17 protein-coding genes and 1 pseudogene are annotated in these 21106 nt (G+C 59.2%); 8 read left to right on the top strand and 10 right to left on the bottom strand.

What is annotated here, in order from left to right; genetic code table 11:
* Positions 1-727 precede the first annotated feature (727 nt).
* Positions 728-1210, bottom strand: coding sequence for an SMI1/KNR4 family protein (locus tag AC3WJP_RS11085; RefSeq protein ID WP_493721309.1), 483 nt, complete (start codon positions 1208-1210; stop codon positions 728-730).
* A pseudogene (locus tag AC3WJP_RS11080) lies at positions 1210-1317 on the bottom strand (hypothetical protein); the annotation flags it as partial. The gene AC3WJP_RS11085 and the pseudogene AC3WJP_RS11080, both read right to left, overlap by 1 nt.
* Here AC3WJP_RS11080 and AC3WJP_RS11075 point away from each other — a divergent pair.
* On the top strand, positions 1293-1448 hold the full coding sequence (locus AC3WJP_RS11075) for a transposase domain-containing protein (protein ID WP_493721308.1): 156 nt from the start codon (positions 1293-1295) through the stop codon (positions 1446-1448). The pseudogene AC3WJP_RS11080 and the gene AC3WJP_RS11075 overlap by 25 nt on opposite strands.
* A 187-nt stretch (positions 1449-1635) precedes the next feature.
* Here AC3WJP_RS11075 and AC3WJP_RS11070 read toward each other — a convergent pair whose 3' ends face one another.
* The 4 genes from AC3WJP_RS11070 to AC3WJP_RS11055 are packed head-to-tail and all read right to left on the bottom strand — an operon-like array spanning position 1636 to position 8812.
* The gene (locus AC3WJP_RS11070) at positions 1636-5946 is read right to left on the bottom strand and encodes an immunity protein Imm33 domain-containing protein (protein ID WP_493735670.1); all 4311 of its coding nucleotides are present in this window, start codon (positions 5944-5946) and stop codon (positions 1636-1638) included.
* A 7-nt stretch (positions 5947-5953) separates the two neighbouring features.
* Complete coding sequence (locus AC3WJP_RS11065) at positions 5954-6736, bottom strand: ABC transporter ATP-binding protein (protein ID WP_493721306.1); 783 nt, start codon at positions 6734-6736, stop codon at positions 5954-5956.
* Entirely contained in the window at positions 6730-7731 is a 1002-nt protein-coding gene (locus tag AC3WJP_RS11060; RefSeq protein WP_493721305.1) for an ABC transporter permease, read from the bottom strand. The genes AC3WJP_RS11065 and AC3WJP_RS11060 overlap by 7 nt, the downstream gene beginning before the upstream one ends.
* Entirely contained in the window at positions 7718-8812 is a 1095-nt protein-coding gene (locus AC3WJP_RS11055; protein ID WP_493721304.1) for an ABC transporter substrate-binding protein, read from the bottom strand. The genes AC3WJP_RS11060 and AC3WJP_RS11055 overlap by 14 nt, the downstream gene beginning before the upstream one ends.
* A gap of 284 nt (positions 8813-9096) precedes the next feature.
* On the opposite strand from AC3WJP_RS11055, the gene AC3WJP_RS11050 reads away from it, so the two are divergent.
* Entirely contained in the window at positions 9097-10167 is a 1071-nt protein-coding gene (locus AC3WJP_RS11050) for an LLM class flavin-dependent oxidoreductase (protein WP_493721303.1), read from the top strand.
* A 196-nt stretch (positions 10168-10363) separates the two neighbouring features.
* Here AC3WJP_RS11050 and AC3WJP_RS11045 read toward each other — a convergent pair whose 3' ends face one another.
* Complete coding sequence (locus tag AC3WJP_RS11045; protein ID WP_493721302.1) at positions 10364-10927, bottom strand: hypothetical protein; 564 nt, start codon at positions 10925-10927, stop codon at positions 10364-10366.
* Between the two features lie 374 nt (positions 10928-11301).
* Between AC3WJP_RS11045 and AC3WJP_RS11040 the strand changes: the two genes are divergently transcribed.
* Positions 11302-12426, top strand: coding sequence for a carbon-nitrogen hydrolase family protein (locus AC3WJP_RS11040; RefSeq protein WP_493721301.1), 1125 nt, complete (start codon positions 11302-11304; stop codon positions 12424-12426).
* A gap of 40 nt (positions 12427-12466) precedes the next feature.
* On the top strand, positions 12467-13522 hold the full coding sequence (locus AC3WJP_RS11035; RefSeq protein ID WP_493721300.1) for an AraC family transcriptional regulator: 1056 nt from the start codon (positions 12467-12469) through the stop codon (positions 13520-13522).
* Between the two features lie 5 nt (positions 13523-13527).
* Here the strand turns inward: AC3WJP_RS11035 and AC3WJP_RS11030 are convergent, their stop codons facing one another.
* Positions 13528-13662 carry a hypothetical protein gene (locus tag AC3WJP_RS11030; RefSeq protein WP_493721299.1) on the bottom strand — a complete coding sequence of 45 codons (135 nt, stop codon included), beginning with the start codon at positions 13660-13662 and terminating at the stop codon, positions 13528-13530.
* Between the two features lie 192 nt (positions 13663-13854).
* Between AC3WJP_RS11030 and AC3WJP_RS11025 the strand changes: the two genes are divergently transcribed.
* The 4 genes from AC3WJP_RS11025 to AC3WJP_RS11010 all read left to right on the top strand — a co-directional run bounded on the left by AC3WJP_RS11025 (position 13855) and on the right by AC3WJP_RS11010 (position 17380).
* Entirely contained in the window at positions 13855-14457 is a 603-nt protein-coding gene (locus tag AC3WJP_RS11025; protein ID WP_493721298.1) for an RHS repeat-associated core domain-containing protein, read from the top strand.
* A gap of 680 nt (positions 14458-15137) precedes the next feature.
* Positions 15138-15389 (top strand): hypothetical protein, encoded by a 252-nt coding sequence (locus AC3WJP_RS11020; RefSeq protein ID WP_493721297.1) that lies wholly within the window; start codon positions 15138-15140, stop codon positions 15387-15389.
* Between the two features lie 458 nt (positions 15390-15847).
* Positions 15848-16780, top strand: a complete 933-nt coding sequence (locus tag AC3WJP_RS11015) for an RHS repeat-associated core domain-containing protein (RefSeq protein WP_493721296.1) — start codon at positions 15848-15850, stop codon at positions 16778-16780.
* Between the two features lie 348 nt (positions 16781-17128).
* Positions 17129-17380: a hypothetical protein gene (locus AC3WJP_RS11010; protein WP_493721295.1), complete on the top strand. Its 252-nt coding sequence runs from the start codon at positions 17129-17131 to the stop codon at positions 17378-17380.
* A gap of 203 nt (positions 17381-17583) precedes the next feature.
* Here the strand turns inward: AC3WJP_RS11010 and ligA are convergent, their stop codons facing one another.
* The gene (ligA, locus tag AC3WJP_RS11005) at positions 17584-19932 is read right to left on the bottom strand and encodes an NAD-dependent DNA ligase LigA (RefSeq protein WP_493721294.1); all 2349 of its coding nucleotides are present in this window, start codon (positions 19930-19932) and stop codon (positions 17584-17586) included.
* 252 nt (positions 19933-20184) lie between these two features.
* The gene (gene zipA, locus AC3WJP_RS11000) at positions 20185-21033 is read right to left on the bottom strand and encodes a cell division protein ZipA (RefSeq protein ID WP_493721293.1); all 849 of its coding nucleotides are present in this window, start codon (positions 21031-21033) and stop codon (positions 20185-20187) included.
* Between the last annotated feature and the right edge of the window lie 73 nt (positions 21034-21106).

Genomic DNA, 21106 nt, shown 5'->3' with positions numbered 1-21106 from the left:
CTCGTGCAGTCAGAAAGGCGCGACTGGGCTTAGAGATGAATGAACGTATCGAGGCGCTGCGGGCTAAGTATCATGACATCTTCATGGCGGTCCATGACGAGGCGCCTTCTGTCTTGAACGTGGGCAGTGTTTCGTCTCGCTGTCCGCCGGTAGGATCGTCCCTACCGCACAAAAACACGCTAGCTCCTCGTCAAGAGTTTCAGACTCCTCATGGCCTTGGGACATCCGTACTCGACCGCTTTATTGAGATAGTGGATTTCATCCTCTCGGTGACTTTGCACAGACCCTGTGTAAGCGAAACCCAAGAAAAGTGCGGCCATCGCAGCCTTTTCGTCAAGCGGTACACTGAATGCCCTGGCCGTATGGCGGTCAAGGTCGCAGCTTACGGCGAAGGCCGGCTGAGGAAAGTATTTTGCGTACAGATCCGCCTGTCCAGGCAGCGCATCCATGAGGGCTCGAAACTCAGGGGTATCAATCTCCTCGAGACAATAATGCAGCATGGTCAAGCCCGCCGGCGTAAATCCATGGCTCAAGCTAGACCGTAACAAGGTGCAGACTCTGGCTGAAACTTGCTCGCGCGGCTGGATATCCGACAAGATCCAGTAGTTTTCAGCACTCCAAATAATGGAGACTGGACCTCATCTCCCGAGGAAACCCACCCCACAATAAAATACACATCACTAACAAATAACAACTCCAAACCAAACCAACTTAAACATCCGAAAACTTAATCAAACTCACCAGACTTAACTCGCTTAAGAAAATCGGGATCAATCCACACATCACCTACGGTTACCCCTTCAGGCAGCGCGGTTAGCGGCTCCGACGGTAGCAACTTATCTAAAAAATCGCCTACATTCGAGGCAACCTTAAAATAACCCTCTTCCAATTCATGGTCCACAAAATAGATCTGCCCATCCAATAAATTAATAACAATGTAATTACCACCTTCTGCCCATGCGATTGGAAAAAAGTTTTTAGCAAAAGGAAACCGCTCAATCACCCCGATCACCTTATCAATTGGAATAAATGCATTAACACCTACAGCACTGCATAACTCACCTGACAATTCATTCAGCGAAAGTCTCGCCCCATTAAACTCACCATAAAACAGTAAAAGCTCCTCACCGAGAGCGCAGCCAAAAAAATGCTCCACACGCGCGAGATCTAGATCACTAACAGGGTAGACCTCTCCTACCGAAACCTTCATCAATCAAACACTCCATTTCTAATAACTGCCGCATTGACAGTGTGGCGATTAGCGTCATGTATAGCTTGGGGTATAAGCTGCATTGTCGTACCATCTTCAAAATCGTGCCAGACGTGCGCAAATTTACAGCTTGGTTGAGGTCACCAAGGTCAACGACCAAGAGCCCTATAAGTGGCTGCACCACGTATTGGAGCGGCTGCCACCATTATTTTTCATTGCCACCAACTCTAGTATTTGAATAAATTCCTCTGGCTCGACGCTATCCATACTTGGCGAGCCGAAACGTGCTGCATATTTTTCAGAAAGCTCATAGAAATTGGTGTAGCCGAATACAACGCATTATCGTAGTACGTATTTTCAGGAAAAGGCCCAGCATATAATTTACCCCCATTTTTAAGATATTTCCGCCGAAATGGACATCATATTTATTTGACCGATATTAAATCAGGATCATGCCATACATCCTCGGAACCCTCAGCAATCAAAAAACGCCACCCCGGTGGCAACCCCAAGTAGGGCATGACCAACGGCGCCCAGCTCGCTAAATGTGAGGCATGTAATGGTTTGAAGAAATCTTCTTCACTCGATAAATCTCCAACCCAAATAAACCATCCAGTTGTCCCCAAATCTGGCTGAATACGCATTCCGTGGATAGGACGAGCGCCATATTTCAAGTTTGACGAGACTCCCACCTTGAGCGATTCATCGCAAAAGAAGTACGGCACAGCAAACCTACTACATACTATTTTCTGCTGTTCATAGCTATTAATTTTCATTACTAAAATCCAAAAAATTTTCTCATTGCTTTGCCAAATGCACCTAACTGCCCTCCTTGGCTTGCAGAACAGCTTGGACAGTGGGGCTGAACTGCATCTAGTGATGCTTTGAGCATGTGTGTCCACCGCTCCATCTCTATAGTATTGCACGACCAATGGATCAATGTGATCGGCAACCTGATTGCTGGTCACCACGCCGCAATCAACACAAGGCCGGCCCTGCACAAAAGCTCTCTGTGCATCGTGTGGACCAGCTTTGGAGGGTCTGGCGTATGGAACTGTGATACCTGGATTCGGGGTAAAGCTCCCGTCAGGCACCCCTGATTTGGCGCCGCTCCCTGCAGGTCCAATCCCGTCCATAGGCAAACCTGGTACTACCGACAATACCTCAGGCTTGCCTAAATCTTCCGCCTCCTGAACCGGGATCGGTAACCCTTCTTCCTTGCGAAGCTCGTAGTCCATCTCCTCAACTACGTTCTTCTCATGCTCCTGCTGGTTATATTTCTCGCCGGCCCCGCCAATCAGGCTACCCGTCGCGGCATTCCCTCCCGCCACGCTCGCCGAAATCAACCCGATGATCTGTGCCGTGGAGATCTTCGCCTGACTCCCTGCACCACTCAGGTCGCCGACATCAAAGCGATCACTTACATAAGTCGCTAGCAGCTTGTTCGCAACTGGAGTCAATCCTTCAGCCACACCACCTGCCACCGCCCCGGCGGCGAAGTCGCCACCCTCAGCTTTCGAAATCAAACCACCGAGCAACGAATGAAGAATCAGTTTCGTAGCTTCAGCCGTTGTCACGTTCAGACTTCGCGCAACGTCATCGGCAAGATCACCCACAGCCTGGTTGCCAACAGAAGCGCCAAGGTCAACAGCGCCACCTACTGCCGCCGCACCTAGGTTCTTGGTAAAGCTCCCACCACCGATTGCGGTCGTAATTCCTGCGCTAACCAGTGCATTGGCTCCGGTGCGCAAGACCGTATTTTCGGCGTTCGCCCAACTGAGCTGTGCCGGTGAATAACCGGGACTTTGCACACCCGAGGTGATGACTTTCGATCCATTACCCGTGCCGCTGGTGTCGGGAAAATAGGTGCTGTCGACATAATCCAGCGCGCCTGCGGCAATGGCAGAAATCGCGACATTTTTTAGGTTGGCGGAACTGAACGTATCGGCCAGCGCTGCTCCAAGATTGCCTTTGTTGTTAATTACGTTAACCGCTGCGCTACTCGCCAATGACGTCAAAGCGCCTGTGGCTATCACGTTCCCTAAGCCGGCTGCCGTAGCAGCCGTGGCCGCTGTTGCAGCGGTGGTAGCGGTCGCTGCAGTTGCAGCAGTAGCAGTTGTCGCTGCGGCCATGGTCGAGCCAGCACCGACAGCACTACCGGCCGATGCCGCCAGCGTACTAGCCGCCCCAGCCGTCAAGACCGTCACCGCAATGATGATCGCCAGCATCGCCCCTTCACCGAGGCTAGAATTGCTGTACTTGAAGGAGTCATGAACCTCCTTCACCTGCTGCCAGTTCACATCACCCCGCGCCTCGGCATCCTTCAGCCACGCCAGCTTCGGATCCGCCGCCACCATGGTGTCGATCACCTGGCTGACGGTCTGCTTGTCGATCTGCTTGACGTCGATATTCAAGCCGTTGACGGCTGTGATCACCGTCTTGCCACGAGCGACCATCTCCGTCTGCTGCAGGGTCTCGTCGGTGTTGCCTTTGCCTTTGGCACTGGTCCAGGCGAGGTTCGAACTGCTTTTGGTGTGGGTCTCCTGGTCCAGGTCCTTGACCCCCTGGAAAGTGATGGCGCCGCCACTGGCAACGGTCAGGTCGTTGCCACTGTTGAGCTTGGCGGCCTGGTACAGCTGGTCGCCGTTGCTGGCCAAGGTCAGGTTGCCGCCGGTGGTGACGCTGCTGCCGACGTTGGTGGTTTGGGTGACTTCGTCGTGCTGCAGTTTCTTGCTGCCGAAGCTGCCCTTTTTCTTCATGTCGTACAGCGAGTAGCCGCTGTCTTGCGCGGCAAGCATTTGCAGCTTGTCACCGGCGTAGAGATACGCGTCGGTGCCAGCGGTGACGTTGCTTGAGGTGAGGGTCAGGTCCTGGCCGGCGCCGACGGCGACGCTGCCACCCACAGTGACCGTGCTCGCCACCTGGGTAACGTCATCGTTCTGCCACTTCTTGTGGCTGCTCGCGGTATAGCTATGCGCCTCATCCGCCGCCGACGACACACTGACGTTGTCCGTCGCCGACAACGCAACGTTGCCGCCCGCCTTCATCTGACTCGCGGTCACCGCCAGATCCCGCCCGGCGGTGATGCTCAGACCACCACCGGCGGTGACGCTGGCGCTGTCCTGCGTGGTGGTGGAGCGCGTGAACTTGCTGGTCCGGGTGCTCGCATCGATGGCTTGCGCGGCGACGATATTGACGTCGCGCCCGGCCGTGATCGTGGTGCCGGTACCACTGCTGAGCACGCCGCCGGTGTTGTTGACGTCGCGCCCGGCATTGATGGTCAGGCTACCCGCCGCTTCGACGCGGGCGGCGCTGTCGACCAGGTCGGTGCGCTCGGTGGCCGAGCCCAGGGCACTCTGGTGGGTAGTGATGCTGCGCTCGTTGCTGACATCGCCGTCGACGGCGGTCAGGCTAACATCGCGCCCGGCAATGATGCCGCCAGCGGTGTTGGTGAGGTTGTTGCCGGCCAGCAGGTCGAGGCGGCTGTCAGATTGCACCAGGCCGCTGTTGACCAGGTTGTTGCCGGCGATCGCCGACAGGCTGCCGGTGGCCTTGAGGGTACCGGCGTTGTTCAGGTCGCTGCCGGCGATCAGGTTGACGTCGGTGCCTTGTATCAGCGCGCCGTTGGCCGCCAGGCGATTGTTGGCATTGGCCAGGTAGAGCACGGGGACCAGCACGGTCTGGCCGTCGACCACTTCGCTCTGCATCCACACGATGTCATGGGTCAGGGCTGCGACTTGCTCGGAGGACAAGGCGGTGCCGACGCTGAGGTTCAGTTGCTGCTGGGCGGCGATGCCGTTGTCCATCAGGTATTTGAACTGCGCGGTGTCGCTGGTCTGGCCGTCAATGAAGCGCGCGCCGGTACGGGCAACGATGGCCTGGTCGACCAGGGTCTGTTCATAGAGACCGTCGCCCAGGCGCTTGGCGCTGGCGTCGGGATCGTAGCCCAGCGCGGCAAGCATGTAGTCCGAGCTCATGAACTGCTTGAGGTTGGTGAGCGCGGGGTTGGTTTCGATCAGGTATTTCTGCGGTTGCGACTGGGCGCTGGTGTCCGGTACCCCTTGCACGCGAGCGATGCTGGTGGTGCTGGCGCTTGGCGTCTGTGCACCGCTGATGGTGCTGGCGGTAGTGCCACTCACCGGCACCGCAAGCGCCTGGCCGGCGCTGGTGGCGGCCTGGTGTTGGCTGGTGGTCAGTTGGGTACCGCCCAGCGACCAGCTAGCGGTGGCGCCGCTCGCGGTACTGCTGCCGGTGCCGCTGAGGCGGAACAGACCGTTCTGGCCGGTGGGCAGGGTGAAGCCTGGGAGCGATACCGGATCGACTGCCTTTTGGGCCAGGTCGGGCGGCAGTTGCTGATTCAGCGACACGTGGGTAGAGAACGCGGTGCCTGCCGCGTCGGTGTTGGTACGTGGCCCGGCGCCGACGTAGTCATAGCCTACGCGGGTGACGCTGTTGTTGATCTGGTTGGCAGAGGTGATGTTGACACTGCCACCCGCCTGAATGACCGCCGCATAGTCCTGATTACTCGCCGCCAGTTGGGTGGTCTGCGCCAGGTACGTCAATTCCTTTTGGGTATCGTGAGCGATGAAGTCGCTGAGAGCGGCATCCAGACCGCTCAAGTCGCTCGGGTCATAGCCGGCGCTGTCGATCCAATACTTTTGCGTGAATTGCGTGGCGTCATTGGCCCAGCCGGACCTGTGTTCGGACCGCTCCACCCATGGCCGAGTGCCGGGCACGCATTCGCTACCCCAACCCCAACGACGCCAAAATCTGCGTACGCAGCTCCACCAGATACGGATCGTCCCGGCGCCGCGGATACCCCCGCTCCACCACGATCTCGGACTTGACCCGTGCCGGGCGGTCGCTGAAGACGATGATGCGGTTTGCCATCAGCAGTGCCTCTTCGACATCGTGGGTGACCATCAAGGCGGTATAGCCCTGGCGCTGCCACAGCTCGATCAGCTCCTTCTGCATGGCGATGCGGGTAAGCGAATCGAGCTTGCCCAGCGGCTCATCGAGAATCAGCAAACGCGGTTCATTGACCAGCGCCCGCGCCAGGGCCACGCGCTGCGCCATGCCCCCGGACAGTTGCCGCGGCCAGGCGCGGGCGAAGTCGCCCAGGTGGACCTTGGCCAGCGCCGCGTCGACCCGTTGCTCCTGGCCCTTGAGCACGCCTTGCGCCTGCAGGCCCAGGGCGACGTTGTCCCACACGCGCCGCCACGGGTAGAGGGTCGGGTCCTGGAACACCACCACGCGGCTCGGGTCCGGGCGGGTGATGGGCTGGCCGTCGCCGTTGAGGGTGCCGCGATCGGCCGGTTCGAGCCCGGCCACCAGGCGCAGCAAGGTCGACTTGCCGCACCCCGAAGGCCCGAGCAAGGCGACGAATTCCCCCGGTGCCACGTCGAGGCTGACGTTTTCCAGCACCGGCAAGGGGGTGCCGTCGATGTCGAAGGCGTGACTCAGATTTTCGATATGCAACGCCAAGCCGGTGCTGTCGGCGCTCGTCGCTGTTGCCAGGGCTACCATTTCACCGCTCCTTTCTGCCAGGCCAACAGCCGGTCACGAATCTTGAACAAGGCCGAGATCAGCCCCGAGCACGCCAGCGCCATCAGCAGCAAGGCCGCGTACATGTTGGCGTAGGCGGCCCAGCCCTGGGCCCACTGCAGGTACCAGCCGATGCCGGACTTGACGCCCATCATCTCTGCCACCACCAGGGTCGAGAACGACGCGCCCAGGCCCATGAACAGGCCAACGAACACATGGGGCAAGGCCGCCGGGATCGCCACGCGAAAAATCAGAAAGCCAGGTTTGGCGCCCAAGGTACGAGCGACGTCGTAGTAGGCCTTGTCGACGCTGGCAACGCCGGACCAGGTCAACACCGTGACCGGGAACCAGGTCGCCAGGGCGATCAGGAACACGCTGGCGCTCCAGCTGGTGGGAAACAGGAAAAAACACAGCGGCAGCAGCGCCGTCGACGGCACCGGGCCGAGGATGCGCAACAGCGGGTGCAACCAGTAGCCGATAGCCTGCGACCAGCCGATCGACACCCCGGCGATAAACCCGCACACCGCGCCCAGCAACACGCCGCTGCCCAGCAGCAGCGCCGAGTTCCACAGGCTGTCGAGCAACCGCGGCCAGTCGCTGAAATACACCGCCACCAATGCCTGCGGCGGGGCGAAGAACGGCACCGGCAGGCGCCCCAGTTTGGCGGTGAGCAGTTCCCAGATCGCCAGCCCCACGGCCAGCGCGATCAGCCAGGGCGCCAGATAGCGCAGGCGCTTGGCCAGCCGCGGTGCTCGCGGTGCCAACAGCGTCAAGGCACCGATGATCAGCGCCAACCCCAGTTCGATATTGGCCAGGCCCACGGTCCACGGCCAGTGGCGCGTGGCATCGGGATAGAAGCGGGTCAGCAGCGCGGCGGCCAGCCACGCCACCACGGCCACGGCCGGCAGCCAGCCGACGGGGGTGGACAGGCTGCGCGGGACGCTGACGCTGTGAGTCAATTCATCAACTGAAGACATCGGCGGTGATCTCCTTGGCGAACGCCACCGCGTCGGTGCTCGAGTCGAACACCTCGACGGTTTTCAGGTCGTTGACGTAGGTGACGATCTCGGTCGACAACGCTTGGCCGACTGCGTGATGACCATGGGTGTGGTCGTGCATGATCGCCTGCACCTCCGCCGCGTTGGTGTTGAGGGCGAACTTCTCGAAGCCCTTGGCGACCACGTCCGGGTGCTTCACCGAGTAGTCGTGGGCTTCGAGAATGGCCTGGGTCAAGGCCGCCGCCGCGCGCTTGTTGCCGCGCACCAGGGTGCCGCTGACACCGACCACACAGCAGGACAGGTTGGCGTATTCCTCGGACAGGTTGCTGGCCAGCTCGTGGGCCTGGCCGCCTTTGATCAAGCGATACATGAACGGGTCGCTGCCGCTGATCGCCTGCACCTCGCCCTTGTCCAGCGCGGTGCCGAGCAGGTCGGCCGGGTAGAGCTTCCATTCGACGTCCTTGACCGGATCGACGCCGTGGCGCTGCAGCAGGATGGAGAAGAAGTTGCGGTCCGGGGCGGCCATGTCGGTGACGCCGATGGCCTTGCCCTTGAGGTCGGCCAGCGAGGCGATGGCGCTGCCGTTGGCGCTGAGCAGACGCATGCAACCGCCGTGGGTACCGGCGGTGAGCTTGACGTCGAAGCCCTGCTCCAGCGCCTTGAGCCAGCGCAGGGCCATGCCGATACCGGCGTCGGCCTTGTTGGTGGCGATGGCTTCGAGCAGCACCTCGGTGGAGTTACCGAAGTTGACGAACTCGACATCCAGATTGTGCTTGTTGAAGAAGCCTTCACTGTGGGCGACCACCACCGGTGCCAGGCACACGGCGTTGAGGTTGATGGCCAGCTTGAGCTTCTGCGGGGCGTCCAGCTTGATGAAGTCGCCAGTACCGTTCGGCTCGGCCCCCGGCGCTGCGTCCGCGCTGCCATGCCCGGTGTGCTCGTGCTCGTCGGCGGCCCAGACGCTGCGCGGTGTCGACAGCAGTAGCGGGCTGGCCAGGGCCACGGCGCCGAAACCGAGCAGCTTGCGGCGCGACAACGGGTTGATAAGGGTGCGGACCATCGAAACATCTCCATATATGACGGGGGCGGCGCCGCACGTACGGTGGCCATCAATGAGTGCTCGCGCGCGGCGAGTCGGCGCCACCTTAGCACCGGCCAATGCATACGCTAAATTCATTTTATGCATATCCTAATATGCTAAATATTTAGTAATTACCTTAAAAGAAAATCGAATTTCACAGATGCGGTGGATGCTTCTAAGGTCATGGCCATTGCCCCAGCGCAGGCCTTCGTTGCGCCCTATTCGAAGATATTCCCCAACGCCTCCAACATGAGCACTCCAGCATGAGCATCGAATTCATCGGCTACATCGCCGGCCACCACAGCTCCGAAATCCACCCGCAGGTCGGCCCGGTGCTGCAACCCGACTACGTCGAGAAGGTCGCCCGTGCCCATGAAGAAGCCGGTTTCGACCGCGCCTTGGTAGCCTTCCATTCCAACAGCCCGGACAGCACCCTGATCGCCAGCCACGCCGCCAGCGTCACCAAGCAGCTGCAGTTCCTTATCGCCCACCGCCCCGGCTTCGCGGCGCCGACCCTGGCGGCCCGCCAGTTCGCCACCCTCGACACCTTCAATGGCGGCCGCACCGCGGTGCACATCATTACCGGCGGCGACGACAAGGAGCTGCGCGGCGACGGCAGCTACATCGGCAAGGACGAGCGCTATGCGCGCACCGATGAATACCTGACCGTGCTGCGCCAGGAGTGGACCAGCGAGAAGCCGTTCGACTTCAAGGGCGAGTATTACCAGTTCGAAGGCGCGCATTCGGCGGTCAAGACAGCCAAGCCGATCCCGCTGTATTTCGGTGGATCTTCGGACGCCGCGATCGAAGTGGCGGGCAAGCATGCCGATGTCTACGCCTTGTGGGGCGAGACCTACGAGCAGGTGCGTGAGGTGGTGGCACGGGTGCGGGCCGAAGCGGCCAAGCACGGTCGGCAGGTGCGTTTCAGCCTGTCGCTGAGGCCGATTCTGGCGGCGACCGAGGAGCAAGCCTGGGCCCGTGCCGAGCGGATTTTGCAGCGAGCCAAGGAAGTGGCTGCGGAAAAAGGCGTGGTGCGCCGCGAGCCGGCCAATGAAGGCTCCAAGCGTCTGCTGGCGGCTGCGGCGCAGGGTTCGCGGTTGGACAAGCGCTTGTGGACCGGCGTCGCTGGCTTGCTGGGTGCCAAGGGCAATTCGACCTCGCTGGTCGGGACTGCCGAGCAGGTGGCCGAGGCGCTGGTGGATTATTACGATCTGGGGATCACCACGTTTTTGATCCGCGGTTTCGATCCGCTGGAAGATGCCATCGATTACGGCCGTAAGTTGATTCCGCTGACCCGCCAACTGATTGCCCAGCGTGAGGCGCGGGTGGCTTGATCGATCGGTAGCGTGGTGTTGTGACTGTTGGGTTAGCCGGCGCGTTTTTTTTTGAGACTGGAGGGTGGTCCTGATTGCCCTCCAGCCTGTGCGGACTGACAGATTTCGTCAGTGCTGAGCGTCAGAGCCTCAACATTTTTGAGACCCAAATGCGTTTCGCAGATCTCTGACAGAACCTGATATCACGTTCCCTCCATCAATTTTTTGGGGGCGCAGTTCTGGATAACCCCCAGAGGGTTTGGAAGTGATCAAGTGTAAGCTGGTCATACCTATCCTCTTTCCACTTGTGACCAAAGCCTAAGCATTGTGAGTAAATAGTAGCATTTAAGGGGTGATCTTTTTTTACAAGGCTATGTATAAAATATTTACCACGCTTAGGAATTACAGGGTCTAATCTCATATCACCTGATTCAGCTCTTGGTAATAGCTCGCAAATTTTATTTGCCATATTTTTTGCCTCACCATCATCACCCCAGTTATATACTGCAGTGACCGTAATCCCTAAAGAAACAAGTCTTCCTTTTAAATTTGGCTGGGATTCTATATTTGAGATATTTTCCAGATTTTTATTGCTCCGGACTTTTTGGGCTAACAAAAACTCGTCACCCAAGACGCGAAAAAGTTTTTCAGAAGAGTTATCTATCTTGATAAAATTTCTATTGATTGAGTCTTTTAGAGCGCCGCTACTGCTGTTTTGAGTGACATTGAAAGTTTTTGTCGAAACCGTTGGCTGGTAGGGTGGCGGCACTTTTCCAATCATGGATTTACCCCTTTTACTATGAGTAGGCTATTATTTATAGGATAGCCACTAAAAAAAGTCATGCATTCAAAAAACGCTCATTCCCTGCAGTTGAGCATGGACATACTCAGCCCAGTTTCCAATTCTAAATATCTGCCCATACTGAAATTTCATTGAGTCTCTATGTGAACAATTCTAGTAGGAAATCCCCACGTCTCAACCGACGACCCACTCTCCGACTTACGCCCCGATGCATTGGCCACAGTCGGTGGACTTGCGCCTAGCAACCCGCCCCTCCACATAAACCTCTCGACGTAAAACCTTCCGCGTTCCTCCGCTTTCCCGTAGTCTCACCGCACCTTCATCGCGGACACTCCGGGCATCGCTGCACCACCATGCGCAAATTTCTCTTCTCGCTGCTGATCCTGGCCCTGCTGGCCCTGGCCGGCGCCTATGGGTACTGGGCGGCGCTGCGCCCCAACGGGCATTACCTCTCGGACCTGCGCATCCAGGTCGCGGTCGATCAGGGCAGCCCCGGGCAGAACGGCAACCTGCTCGGCATCCAGCCTGAACTCTTCCCCGGCGACTATCAGGACCCGGAACGCCTGCGCCGCAAGCTCGAAGCCTATCTGCAACACGCCCGCAACCTGGGCCTGATCAACCCCAAGACCATCGTCATCCTGCCGGAACATATCGGCAGCTGGCTGTGGATAAAAGGCGAAAAGGACGAGGTGTATCAGGCCCGCGGGCGCGACGAGGCCTTCCAGTGGCTGAGCCTGAGCAACCCGGTGCGCTTCGCCAAGGCCTGGCTCAGCGCCCGCAACGGCCATCGCGGGCGTAACGCGCGGCTGCGCATGAAGGCCGACGAAATGGCCGCTGACTATCAAGCGCTGTTCGGCGGGTTGGCCAAGGAGTTCGGCGTGACCCTGGTGGCCGGCTCCATCGTGCTGCCCACCCCTCATGTCGAACACGGCGTGCTGACCCCCGGCAATGGCTCGCTGTTCAATGTCAGCGTGGTGTTCGGCGCCGATGGCACGCCTTTGGGTACGCCTACCCATCAGGTCTTCCCAGACCGCGACAACCGCCGCCTGGTGGAGCCCGGCGACCCAAGCGATCTCGATGTGATCGACACCCCGGCCGGACGTCTGGGCGTGTTGATCGGCACCGACAGCTGGTACCCGGACAACTACCGACGCTTGCAGGCCAAGGGCGTGCAGCTGTTGGCAATCCCCGCCTTCGTCGCCGGCCCCGGCCATTGGCAGACGCCATGGCGCGGCTACAACCGCCATCCGCCGGCGGCCATGCCGTTCCAGCCCGGGGAAGTCAGCGAGCAGCAGGCCTGGCAAGGCTTGACCCAGGCCGGCCTGGCGCCCTTGGGGATCAGCGCCGGCCTGAGCGTATTCATGCACGGGCGTTTCTGGGACGTGGTCGCCGAGGGCCAGAGCTTCATCTCGCACAATGGCCAGGCCGAGGAAGCCCCGGCCGGCTTCGGTGCACGCCTGATCAACCTATGGCTGTAGCGAGGGGGTTCGCCCCCGAAAGATTCCCCGGTGCCCCCAGATGACTGACACCCGCCCGCCCTTACCGTTACGCCTCGGCGACCTCTCCGTCGGCTTCATCCACAGCCTCGCCGCAGCGATTCGCCAACTCGATCAGGACCCACTGCCACTGCTGGCCGCCTACGGCCTCGATCCCGAACGCCTGGCCAGCCCCGGCGCGCGGCTGTCGATCCCGCGTTACATGCGCCTTGGTCATGCGGCAACGCAGCTGTGCGCAGAGCCGGCACTGGGCTTGTACATGGGCGCCTGCAGCCGCCTGCCCCACGCCGGACTAGCCGGCATCACCGCCGCGCAAGCACCGACGGTGGGCGAAGCGGCCCGCGCCATGATCCGCTTCGAGCCGTTGTACGCTACCAACTACCGAGGCCAGTCGCGTTTCGATGAGGACGCGCAAGGCGCCTGGTTGCGCTTCTATTCCATCAGCCCCTACAACGCCTACAACCGCTTCGTGGTCGACGCCGTACTCAGTGGCTGGCTGGCGCAGCTGTCCAGCGTGGCGGGGGTGAAGGTGCACGCGCAACGCCTGGAGATCGAGTTCGAAGCGCCCGCCTACGCCTCTGCCTATCAACCGCTCAGCGTGACACCCGTGCAATTCGCTAGCGCCGGCAACCAGCTGCGCCTGGATCAGGCCAGCCTTGCCCTGCGCAACCCGGCGCACTGCCCAGGCACCTGGCAAGAGCTGCTGGCACTGTGTGAACAGGCGCTGGCGCAACAGACCCGCACCCGACGCCTGGGCGAACGCATCACGCAGTTGCTGGGGCCGTTGCTCAGCGGCGGGCGCGAACCGGATCTGTCCGAGGTGGCGGCGCGTCTGAAGCTGCCGGTGTGGACGCTGCGGCGGCGATTGGCGGAGGAAGGCACGCAGTTTCGCGCGATCCTCAATGACACCAGGCGCGACCTGGCCATGACCTATATCCGCGACACGGAATTGGCCTTTGGCGAGATTGCCTATCTGTTGGGGTTTGCCTCGGCGGAAGCGTTTCAGCGGGCGTTCAAGCGCTGGTGCGGGCAGACGCCCGGGGAGTTTCGGCGCGCGGCCCGAAGCGTTCCCCTGTAGCGGGATCAGAGCTCGGTGGCGTCATCGGCGGGTTCCAGCGGGTCGGTTTCGGCGGCGCGGTATTCGAGCAGTTCTTCCCAGTAATCGTCCATGCGGGACTCCTTTTCGTTGGGGTAGATGGGCGTGGGTTTATTGACCATGGACCGGACGATAAAGTGCCGCTGTGAACATTGGGTGACGGTTGGGTGGCGGGTTGGTGAAGGTGGGCCAACGCAAGGACTGACGAACATTGAGCATGCAAAAACCAGATACGCAAGCTGGCAGATCTGTGAGCTAGGCGGGAACCCTTCACCCCTGTCAGATTGGCCGGAAGATCACGATGGAGTATTGCCATGAGCCCCCAAACACAGACAACCCTACTGGCACCGAGCATAACGCAATCGGTAATAGCGGCGATCAATGGCGATGAAATTGGCGTCAGGAGCTATTCACCTTTTGGATTTTTGCAGACGGATGATTCTATCGGTTCCAGATCCGCCTTCAACGGGTGCTATCACGAGCCTGCCACCGACGTCTATCTGCTTGGAAATGGCTACCGAGCATTCAATCCACTGCTGATGCGATTCCATAGCCCTGATAGTTTTAGCCCTTTCGCAGCGGGAGGCCTTAACGCCTATGCCTACGTGGGAAATGATCCTGCGAACCGCATAGACCCGTCTGGGCATTTCAGCATTGATCCGGCTAAATTATTTCGGCGTCTTACCAGGGGAAGGACGCAGGGATCCGTGCTACTCGGGACGCCGGCTGAGTATACACGTGTAAAGATTTCCACCTACAAAATTAAAGAGGTCGGCGTACTTGGCCCAGAAGCATTTTGGTCTAGCGATTACTACAAAGGGGACAAGACCTTATTTATTCATGCACACGGTGCAACGGCCGAATCAACCTATCAAAAGACTCTGGAATTGAAGCTGCCGGACTTGCAGATTTATTGAAATCGAATAACGTTCTACCAGGAAACTATAAACGCATAAATCTTCTTTCCTGCCGTTTAGGCGCAGGGAGCGGGTATTCATTTGCCCAGGAGCTACACAACCTTACCGGACTAAAAATAAAAGCTTATGAAAATGACCTCTTCACAACCTATTCAGGTACAGACATAGCAAACATTATTTCGCGCTCAAAAAATACTCAGAAGGGCATAAAAATTCCTATCAACATCGAAAATGAGATCTACAAGTACAAACTCAAGAACGTACGTCTCGTTCAACGTGTCCGGCCCGACACCAGAGCCGAAGTGTACTCACCCAGGCGCATTCGCTAGCTTATATACGTTCATATCGAATGGCGTGATCTAAACGAGCGATGAATATAATGTATTCGTTGCTGACATCTTGTAGCGATTTATTGCTTTGTACGGGTGCCGGGGACCTTCATAGTCGTCACTGTTGTTGCCAAATAAACAACCGGATTTCGCAGTCCGCGCATCGCCAGACTTGTCAGCGCGCTCTTAGAGCGGTGTTGCTGTGAACACCCAATCGCGTCATGGCGGTTGTGAGAGGGACACCTTCGGGTGTGGCGATTTTACTTGTTTGCTCGGTCCGCGAACCCTCTCACAACTGCCACCCATCACCCCTTGTCGATGCGGTGGCACCGTTTGTTTGCATGGAGTGATATGGCTGCCAATTCCTCGCACCGCCCTTGCAACACCTCGATCCAACTCGCCGGTCTGCACGAAGACGCCACCTGCCGCGCCCGCGCTGCGCGGGACCTTGCGCAGTTGCTGACGCGAGCGACCTTTCATGATCTGGATAACCGGGATTTTTTGCGCACCTGCGAGGTGTTCGACTTTCTGCTAGGGGATGTGTGCGTGTCGTTGGCGGCGATGGAGCGGGGGCTGGCTGAAGGCGTTGGCCACAGGATGTAGCGAGGGGGCTTGCCCCCGATTGGGCCGGTCTAACACACCGTGGCACATCATTTCCAGCCTGTAGGGGGCAATCTCCTCAATACAAGGTGGATCGCCCATCGTGCACGGCTCCGAGCTCTATCAAGTAGCGAGGCCTAAGCTCGGTTGCGTCGTCGGCAGGTCAAGCGGGTCGGTCTCGGCGGCGCGGTATTCGAGCAGTTCTTCCCAGTAATCGTCCATGCGGGACTCCTTTTCGTCGTGGTAGATGGGCGTGGGGTTATTGACCATGGACCTGACGATAAAGTGCCGCTGTGAACATTGGGTGACGGTTGGGTGGCGGGTTGGTGACGGTGGGCCAGTGGAAGGGCTGACAAGCGCTATGCATGCAAAAATCAGATCCGCAAGCTGTCAGATCTGTGAGCTAGACGGGAACCCTTCATCCTGTCAGGTTGACTGGAAGATCACGATGGAGTATCGCCATGAGCCCCCAAGCACAGACAACCCTATTGGCACCAAGCATAACGCAATCGGTAATAGCGGCGGTCAATAGGGATAAAATTGGCGTCAGGAGCTATTCACCTTTTGGTTTTTTGCAGACGGATGATTCTATCGGCTCCACGTGCGCATTCAACGGGAGCTATCATGAGCCTGCCACTGACATCTATCTGCTTGGAAATGGCTACAGAGCATTCAATCCACTGCTGATGCGATTCCATAGCCCTGATAGTTTTAGCCCTTTCGCAGCGGGAGGCCTCAACGCCTATGCCTACGTGGGAAATGATCCTGCAAACCGCATAGACCCGTCTGGGCATTTCAGCATTAATCCGGTTAAATTATTTCGGCGTCTTACCAAGGGGAGTAAGCAAGGATCTGTGCTAGTCGGAACAATGGCTGACAATATACCGGTGAAGACTTCCACCTATAAAATAAAAGAGGTCGGCGTACTTGGCCCAGAAGCATTTTGGTTTAGTGATTACTACAAAGGGGACAAGACCCTATTTATCACTGGAGACGGCGGCAACGGCATATTCCAACTATCGATCAACCAGAGGATTGAAGCTGCCGAGCTTGCGCAATTACTGAAAACAAATAACGTTCTACCAGGCAACTATAAACGCATACATCTTTTAAGCTGCCGCTTGGGCGAAGAGAACGGGCATTCATTTGCCAAAGATCTACACAACTCCACTGGACTCAAAATAAAAGCTTATAAAAATTACTTTTCCAAAATCTTTTTACCTAACAATCCTCAAGGAATTATTTCAAGCCTACCAAATATCCAGCCGAACTTAAAAATACCTATTAATCTAAAACTCACTATAATCAAATTCAAAGCCAAGCATATACGTCACGCTCGAAATGTCCAGCTAGACTCTGATGTTGAGGTATACTCACCTAATCACATTCGTTAGTTTTATATACATGCACATCAAATGGTGCAGCCTAAACAAACGATGACCATGACATATTCATCACTAACATCTTGTAGCGATTATCGCTTCGTGCGGATGCCGAAGACCTCAATAGTCGCCGCCATCGTTGCCAAATCAACGACCGGATTTCGCCGTCCGCAAGATCAGGCTCACCAACACCATCTTCGAATGGCATTGCTGTGAATACGCAGTCGCGTTATGGCGGTTGTGGGAGGGACACCTTCGGGTGTGCGATTTTAATTGTTTGCTCGGTCCGCGAATCCTCTCACAACTGCCACCCATCACCCCTTGTCGATGCGGTGGCACCGTTTGTTTGCATGGAGTGATATGGCTGCCAATTCCTCGCACCGCCCTTGCAACACCTCGACCCAACTCGCCGACCTGCACGAAGACGCCACCTGCCGCGCCCGCGCTGCCCGGAACCTTGCGCAGTTGCTGACGCGAGCGACCTTTCATGATCTGGATAACCGGGATTTTTTGCGCACCTGCGAGGTGTTCGACTTTCTGCTGGGGGATGTGTGCGTGTCGTTGGCGGCGATGGAGCGTGGGCTGGCTGGAGGCGTTGGCCACAGGATGTAGCGAGGGGGCTTGCCCCCGATTGGATTGGTCTGACACACCGTGGTGCATCAGTTCCGGCCTATCGGGGGCAAGCCCCCTCGCTACAGGGTCAGCCGGGGTTTCGGGGGTGAGGCCACGGGGCAGCCAGGGTTTTAGGGTGAGGCCACAGGGTCAGCCGGGATCTGTGCTGGGAGGCAAGTTCGACCAGAGTGGGTATCGGATTTTTACGCCGACAGACCCTGCCCTTCAAGGAAGCTGACGAACTGGTCTTCATCCAGCACCTTGAGCCCCAGTTCGTTGGCCTTGGCCAGTTTCGAGCCGGCGCCGGGGCCGGCGACCACGCAGTGGGTCTTGGCCGATACCGAACCCGCCACCTTTGCGCCGAGGCTTTCAAGTTTGTCCTTGGCGACGTCACGGCTCATGCGCTCCAGGCTGCCGGTGAGCACCCAGGTCTGCCCAGCGAGCGGTAGCCCTTCGACCACCTTCTTCTCGCTGGCCCAGTGCATGCCGAAGGCCAGCAGTTGTGCTTCGATGCGTTTGGCCAGATCGGCGTTGGCGTCGACGGCAAAAAAGTCCGCGACCGCCTTGGCCGGTTTCTCGTTGAGCGCCTGACGCAGGTCGATACCATCGGCGGCCAGAATCTTCTCCAGCGAACCGAGCTTGTCCGTCAATTTTTGCGCCCCGGTCGGCCCGATCGACGGGATATGCAGCTTGTCGATCAACCCCGCCAAGGTGGTGCTGGCGGCGAACTCGGCGCTCAACTCGCCCTGATCCTGAATCTGCAGTTGGCCCACCAGGGCGTCGATGACGTCCTGGTTATGCGGATCCTGGAAAAACTCATTGATCTCGAATGCCACCTCCAAGCCCACATCCGGCAGGTAGGTCAGCACCTGCGGCATGGCCTGACGGATGCGCTCCAGCGAACCCAAGGAGCGCGCCAGCACCTTGGCGGTCTCTTCGCCCACGTCGGGGATCCCCAGCGCGTAGATGAAGCGGGCCAGACCCGGGCGGCGGGCGGCATCGATAGCGGCGATCAAATTGCGGCTGGAGACTTCGGCAAACCCTTCCAGCTCCACCACCTGCTCGAAGGTCAACTTGAACAGATCGGCCGGCGAGCCCACCAGATTCTCATCCACCAGTTGCTCGACGATCTTCTCGCCCAGGCCGTCGATGTCCATGGCGCGGCGCGAGACGAAATGCGAGATCGCCTGCTTGAGCTGCGCGGCGCAAGCCAGGCGGCCGGTGCAGCGGTACACCGCGCCGGCGCTGACGGTTTCCTTGCCCTTGCTGCGCTTGACCAGCAACGTCGGCTCCACCGGCGAGCCGCACACCGGGCACTGCTCGGGGATGTGCACGTCGCGGGCGCTGTCGGGGCGGCGTTCGAGCACCACTTGCATGACCTGCGGAATCACGTCGCCGGCGCGGCGGATGATCACCGTGTCGCCGATCTTGACCCCCAGCCGGGCGATCTCGCCCATGTTGTGCAAGGTCGCGTTGGACACGGTCACGCCCGCGACCTTGACCGGCTTGAGCCGCGCCACCGGGGTGACGGCGCCGGTGCGGCCGACCTGGAACTCGACATCGAGCACCTCGGTGAGCTCTTCCATGGCCGGGAACTTGTGGGCGATGGCCCAGCGCGGTTCCCGGGCGCGGAAGCCCAGTTCACGTTGCGCGGCGATGCTGTTGACCTTGAACACCACGCCATCGATTTCATAGGTCAAGGCACTGCGTCGCGCGCCGATGTCGCGGTAGTAGTCCAGGCACTCTTCGATGCTCTTGGCGACCTTCAGCTCGCGGCTGATGGGCATGCCCCACTGTTGCAACTGCTTGAGGTTGTCGATGTGGGTGGTGGCGATGTCCGCCGTCACCTGGCCGAGGCCGTAGCAGCAGAATTCCAGCGGGCGGCTGGCGGTGATCTTCGAGTCGAGCTGGCGCAGGCTGCCGGCGGCGGCGTTGCGCGGGTTGGCGAAGGTCTTGGCGCCGAGCTCGGCCTGGGTCTCGTTGAGGCGCTCGAAGCCGGCCTTGGACATGAACACTTCGCCGCGCACCTCCAGCAGCGCCGGCCAGCCGCTGCCTTTGAGCTTGAGCGGGATGTTGCGCACGGTGCGCACGTTGACGCTGATGTCTTCGCCGGTGGTGCCGTCGCCGCGGGTGGCGCCGCGCACCAGTTGGCCGTCTTGATACAGCAGACTGACGGCCAGGCCATCGAGCTTGGGCTCGCAGCTGTATTCCAGGCTGCGGGCGAACAGGTCGCCGCTGGGCTGGTCGAGGCCTTCGTGGACGCGGCGGTCGAACTCGCGCAGGTCGTCGTCTTCGAAGGCGTTGCCGAGGCTGAGCATGGGGATTTCGTGGCGCACCTGGCTGAATGCCGTGAGGGCGGCATTGCCGACGCGTTGGGTCGGCGAGTCAGGCGTGACCAGCTGCGGGTGCTCGGCCTCCAGGGCCTTGAGTTCGCGGAACAGGCGGTCGTACTCGGCATCCGGAATGCTCGGTTCGTCGAGCACGTGGTAGCGGTAGTTGTGCTCGTCCAGTTCGGTGCGCAGCTCAAGGATGCGGGTTTCGGCAGCGTTCATGGGGGCTCTCGCAATGCAAGAGAGCAGCCGGGGCTGCTCTCTCGGGTGTTCTATATTCGGCGACCTACCCTGTGGTGAGGGGGCTTGCTCCCGAGGGCTAGGGCTGCCGTGGGCGGTGTCAGTTAGGGCCTCTCGGGGGCAAGCCCCCTCACTACAGGGTTAGGGCTGCCGTGGGCGGTGTGTCAGTTAGGGCCTTTCGGGGGCAAGCCCCCTCGCTACAGGGTTGGGCCCGGTATCCGCATTGAATCGAGTTCAGCGTTTCTGGGTCAGGGCGCGGCGTTCGAATTCGACAATGCGTTGACGGTAGTGTTCGATGGTTTGCGCGGTGAGGACGCTGCGCTGGTCATCCTTGAGTTCGCCATCCAGCTCGAACGCCAGCTTGCGCGCGGCGGCGACCATCACGTCGAACGCCTGCTTGGGATGACGCGGGCCCGGCAAGCCGAGGAAGAAGCTCACCGCTCGGGTACTGAAGTGGTCGATGTCGTCGAGATCGAACACCCCAGGTTTGACCGCGTTGGCCATCGAGAACAGCACTTCGCCGTTGCCGGCCATGCTCTCGTGGCGATGGAAGATGTCCATCTCGCCGAAGCGCAGGCCGCTTTCCAGAATGTTCTGCAGCAGCGCCGGGCCCTTGAAGCCGCTTTCGCTGCGCGAGATCACGCTGATCACCAGCACTTCTTCAACCGGCGGCAAGTCCCGCGCTTCGCCATTGAACGAGGATACCGGGCTGTCGTCCGGGAAGTCGTCGTCGCGGCTGCTGAAGCTAGGCTCGTCGAGGTCGAGCTTGAGGTTCATGTCGGGTGCCGGTGCCTCGTTCTGACGCTTGGCGCGCTTGGGCGCCTCGCGGCTCTCGCGGGCCGGAGCCGACATCGATGGCAAGTCGTGTTCATCGAGCTGCGGCTCGCGCGGCTCGTCGAGCACGCGCGACGGGCCCAGCACCTCTGGACTGCTGTCGTCATCCGGTAAATTGGAGAGACTGCGGTCGAGCCTGAACTTGAGCTTGCCTTTGCTGCCGCGCATCCGGCGCCAGCCGTCAAAAAGGATACCGGCGATGACTATGACGCCGATAACGATCAGCCATTCGCGCAGACCGAATTCCATGTAATCCCGTGCCTCTAATAAAAAATGCTGAAAAACAAGGGTTTAAACCCCTTTAAAACGTGGCGCCAAGCCT

This window comes from Pseudomonas sp. GW821-FHT01A09, from assembly GCF_058986725.1.
Note: the sequence above shows the minus strand (reverse complement) of the source record. Positions and strands in the feature narration are given on the sequence as shown.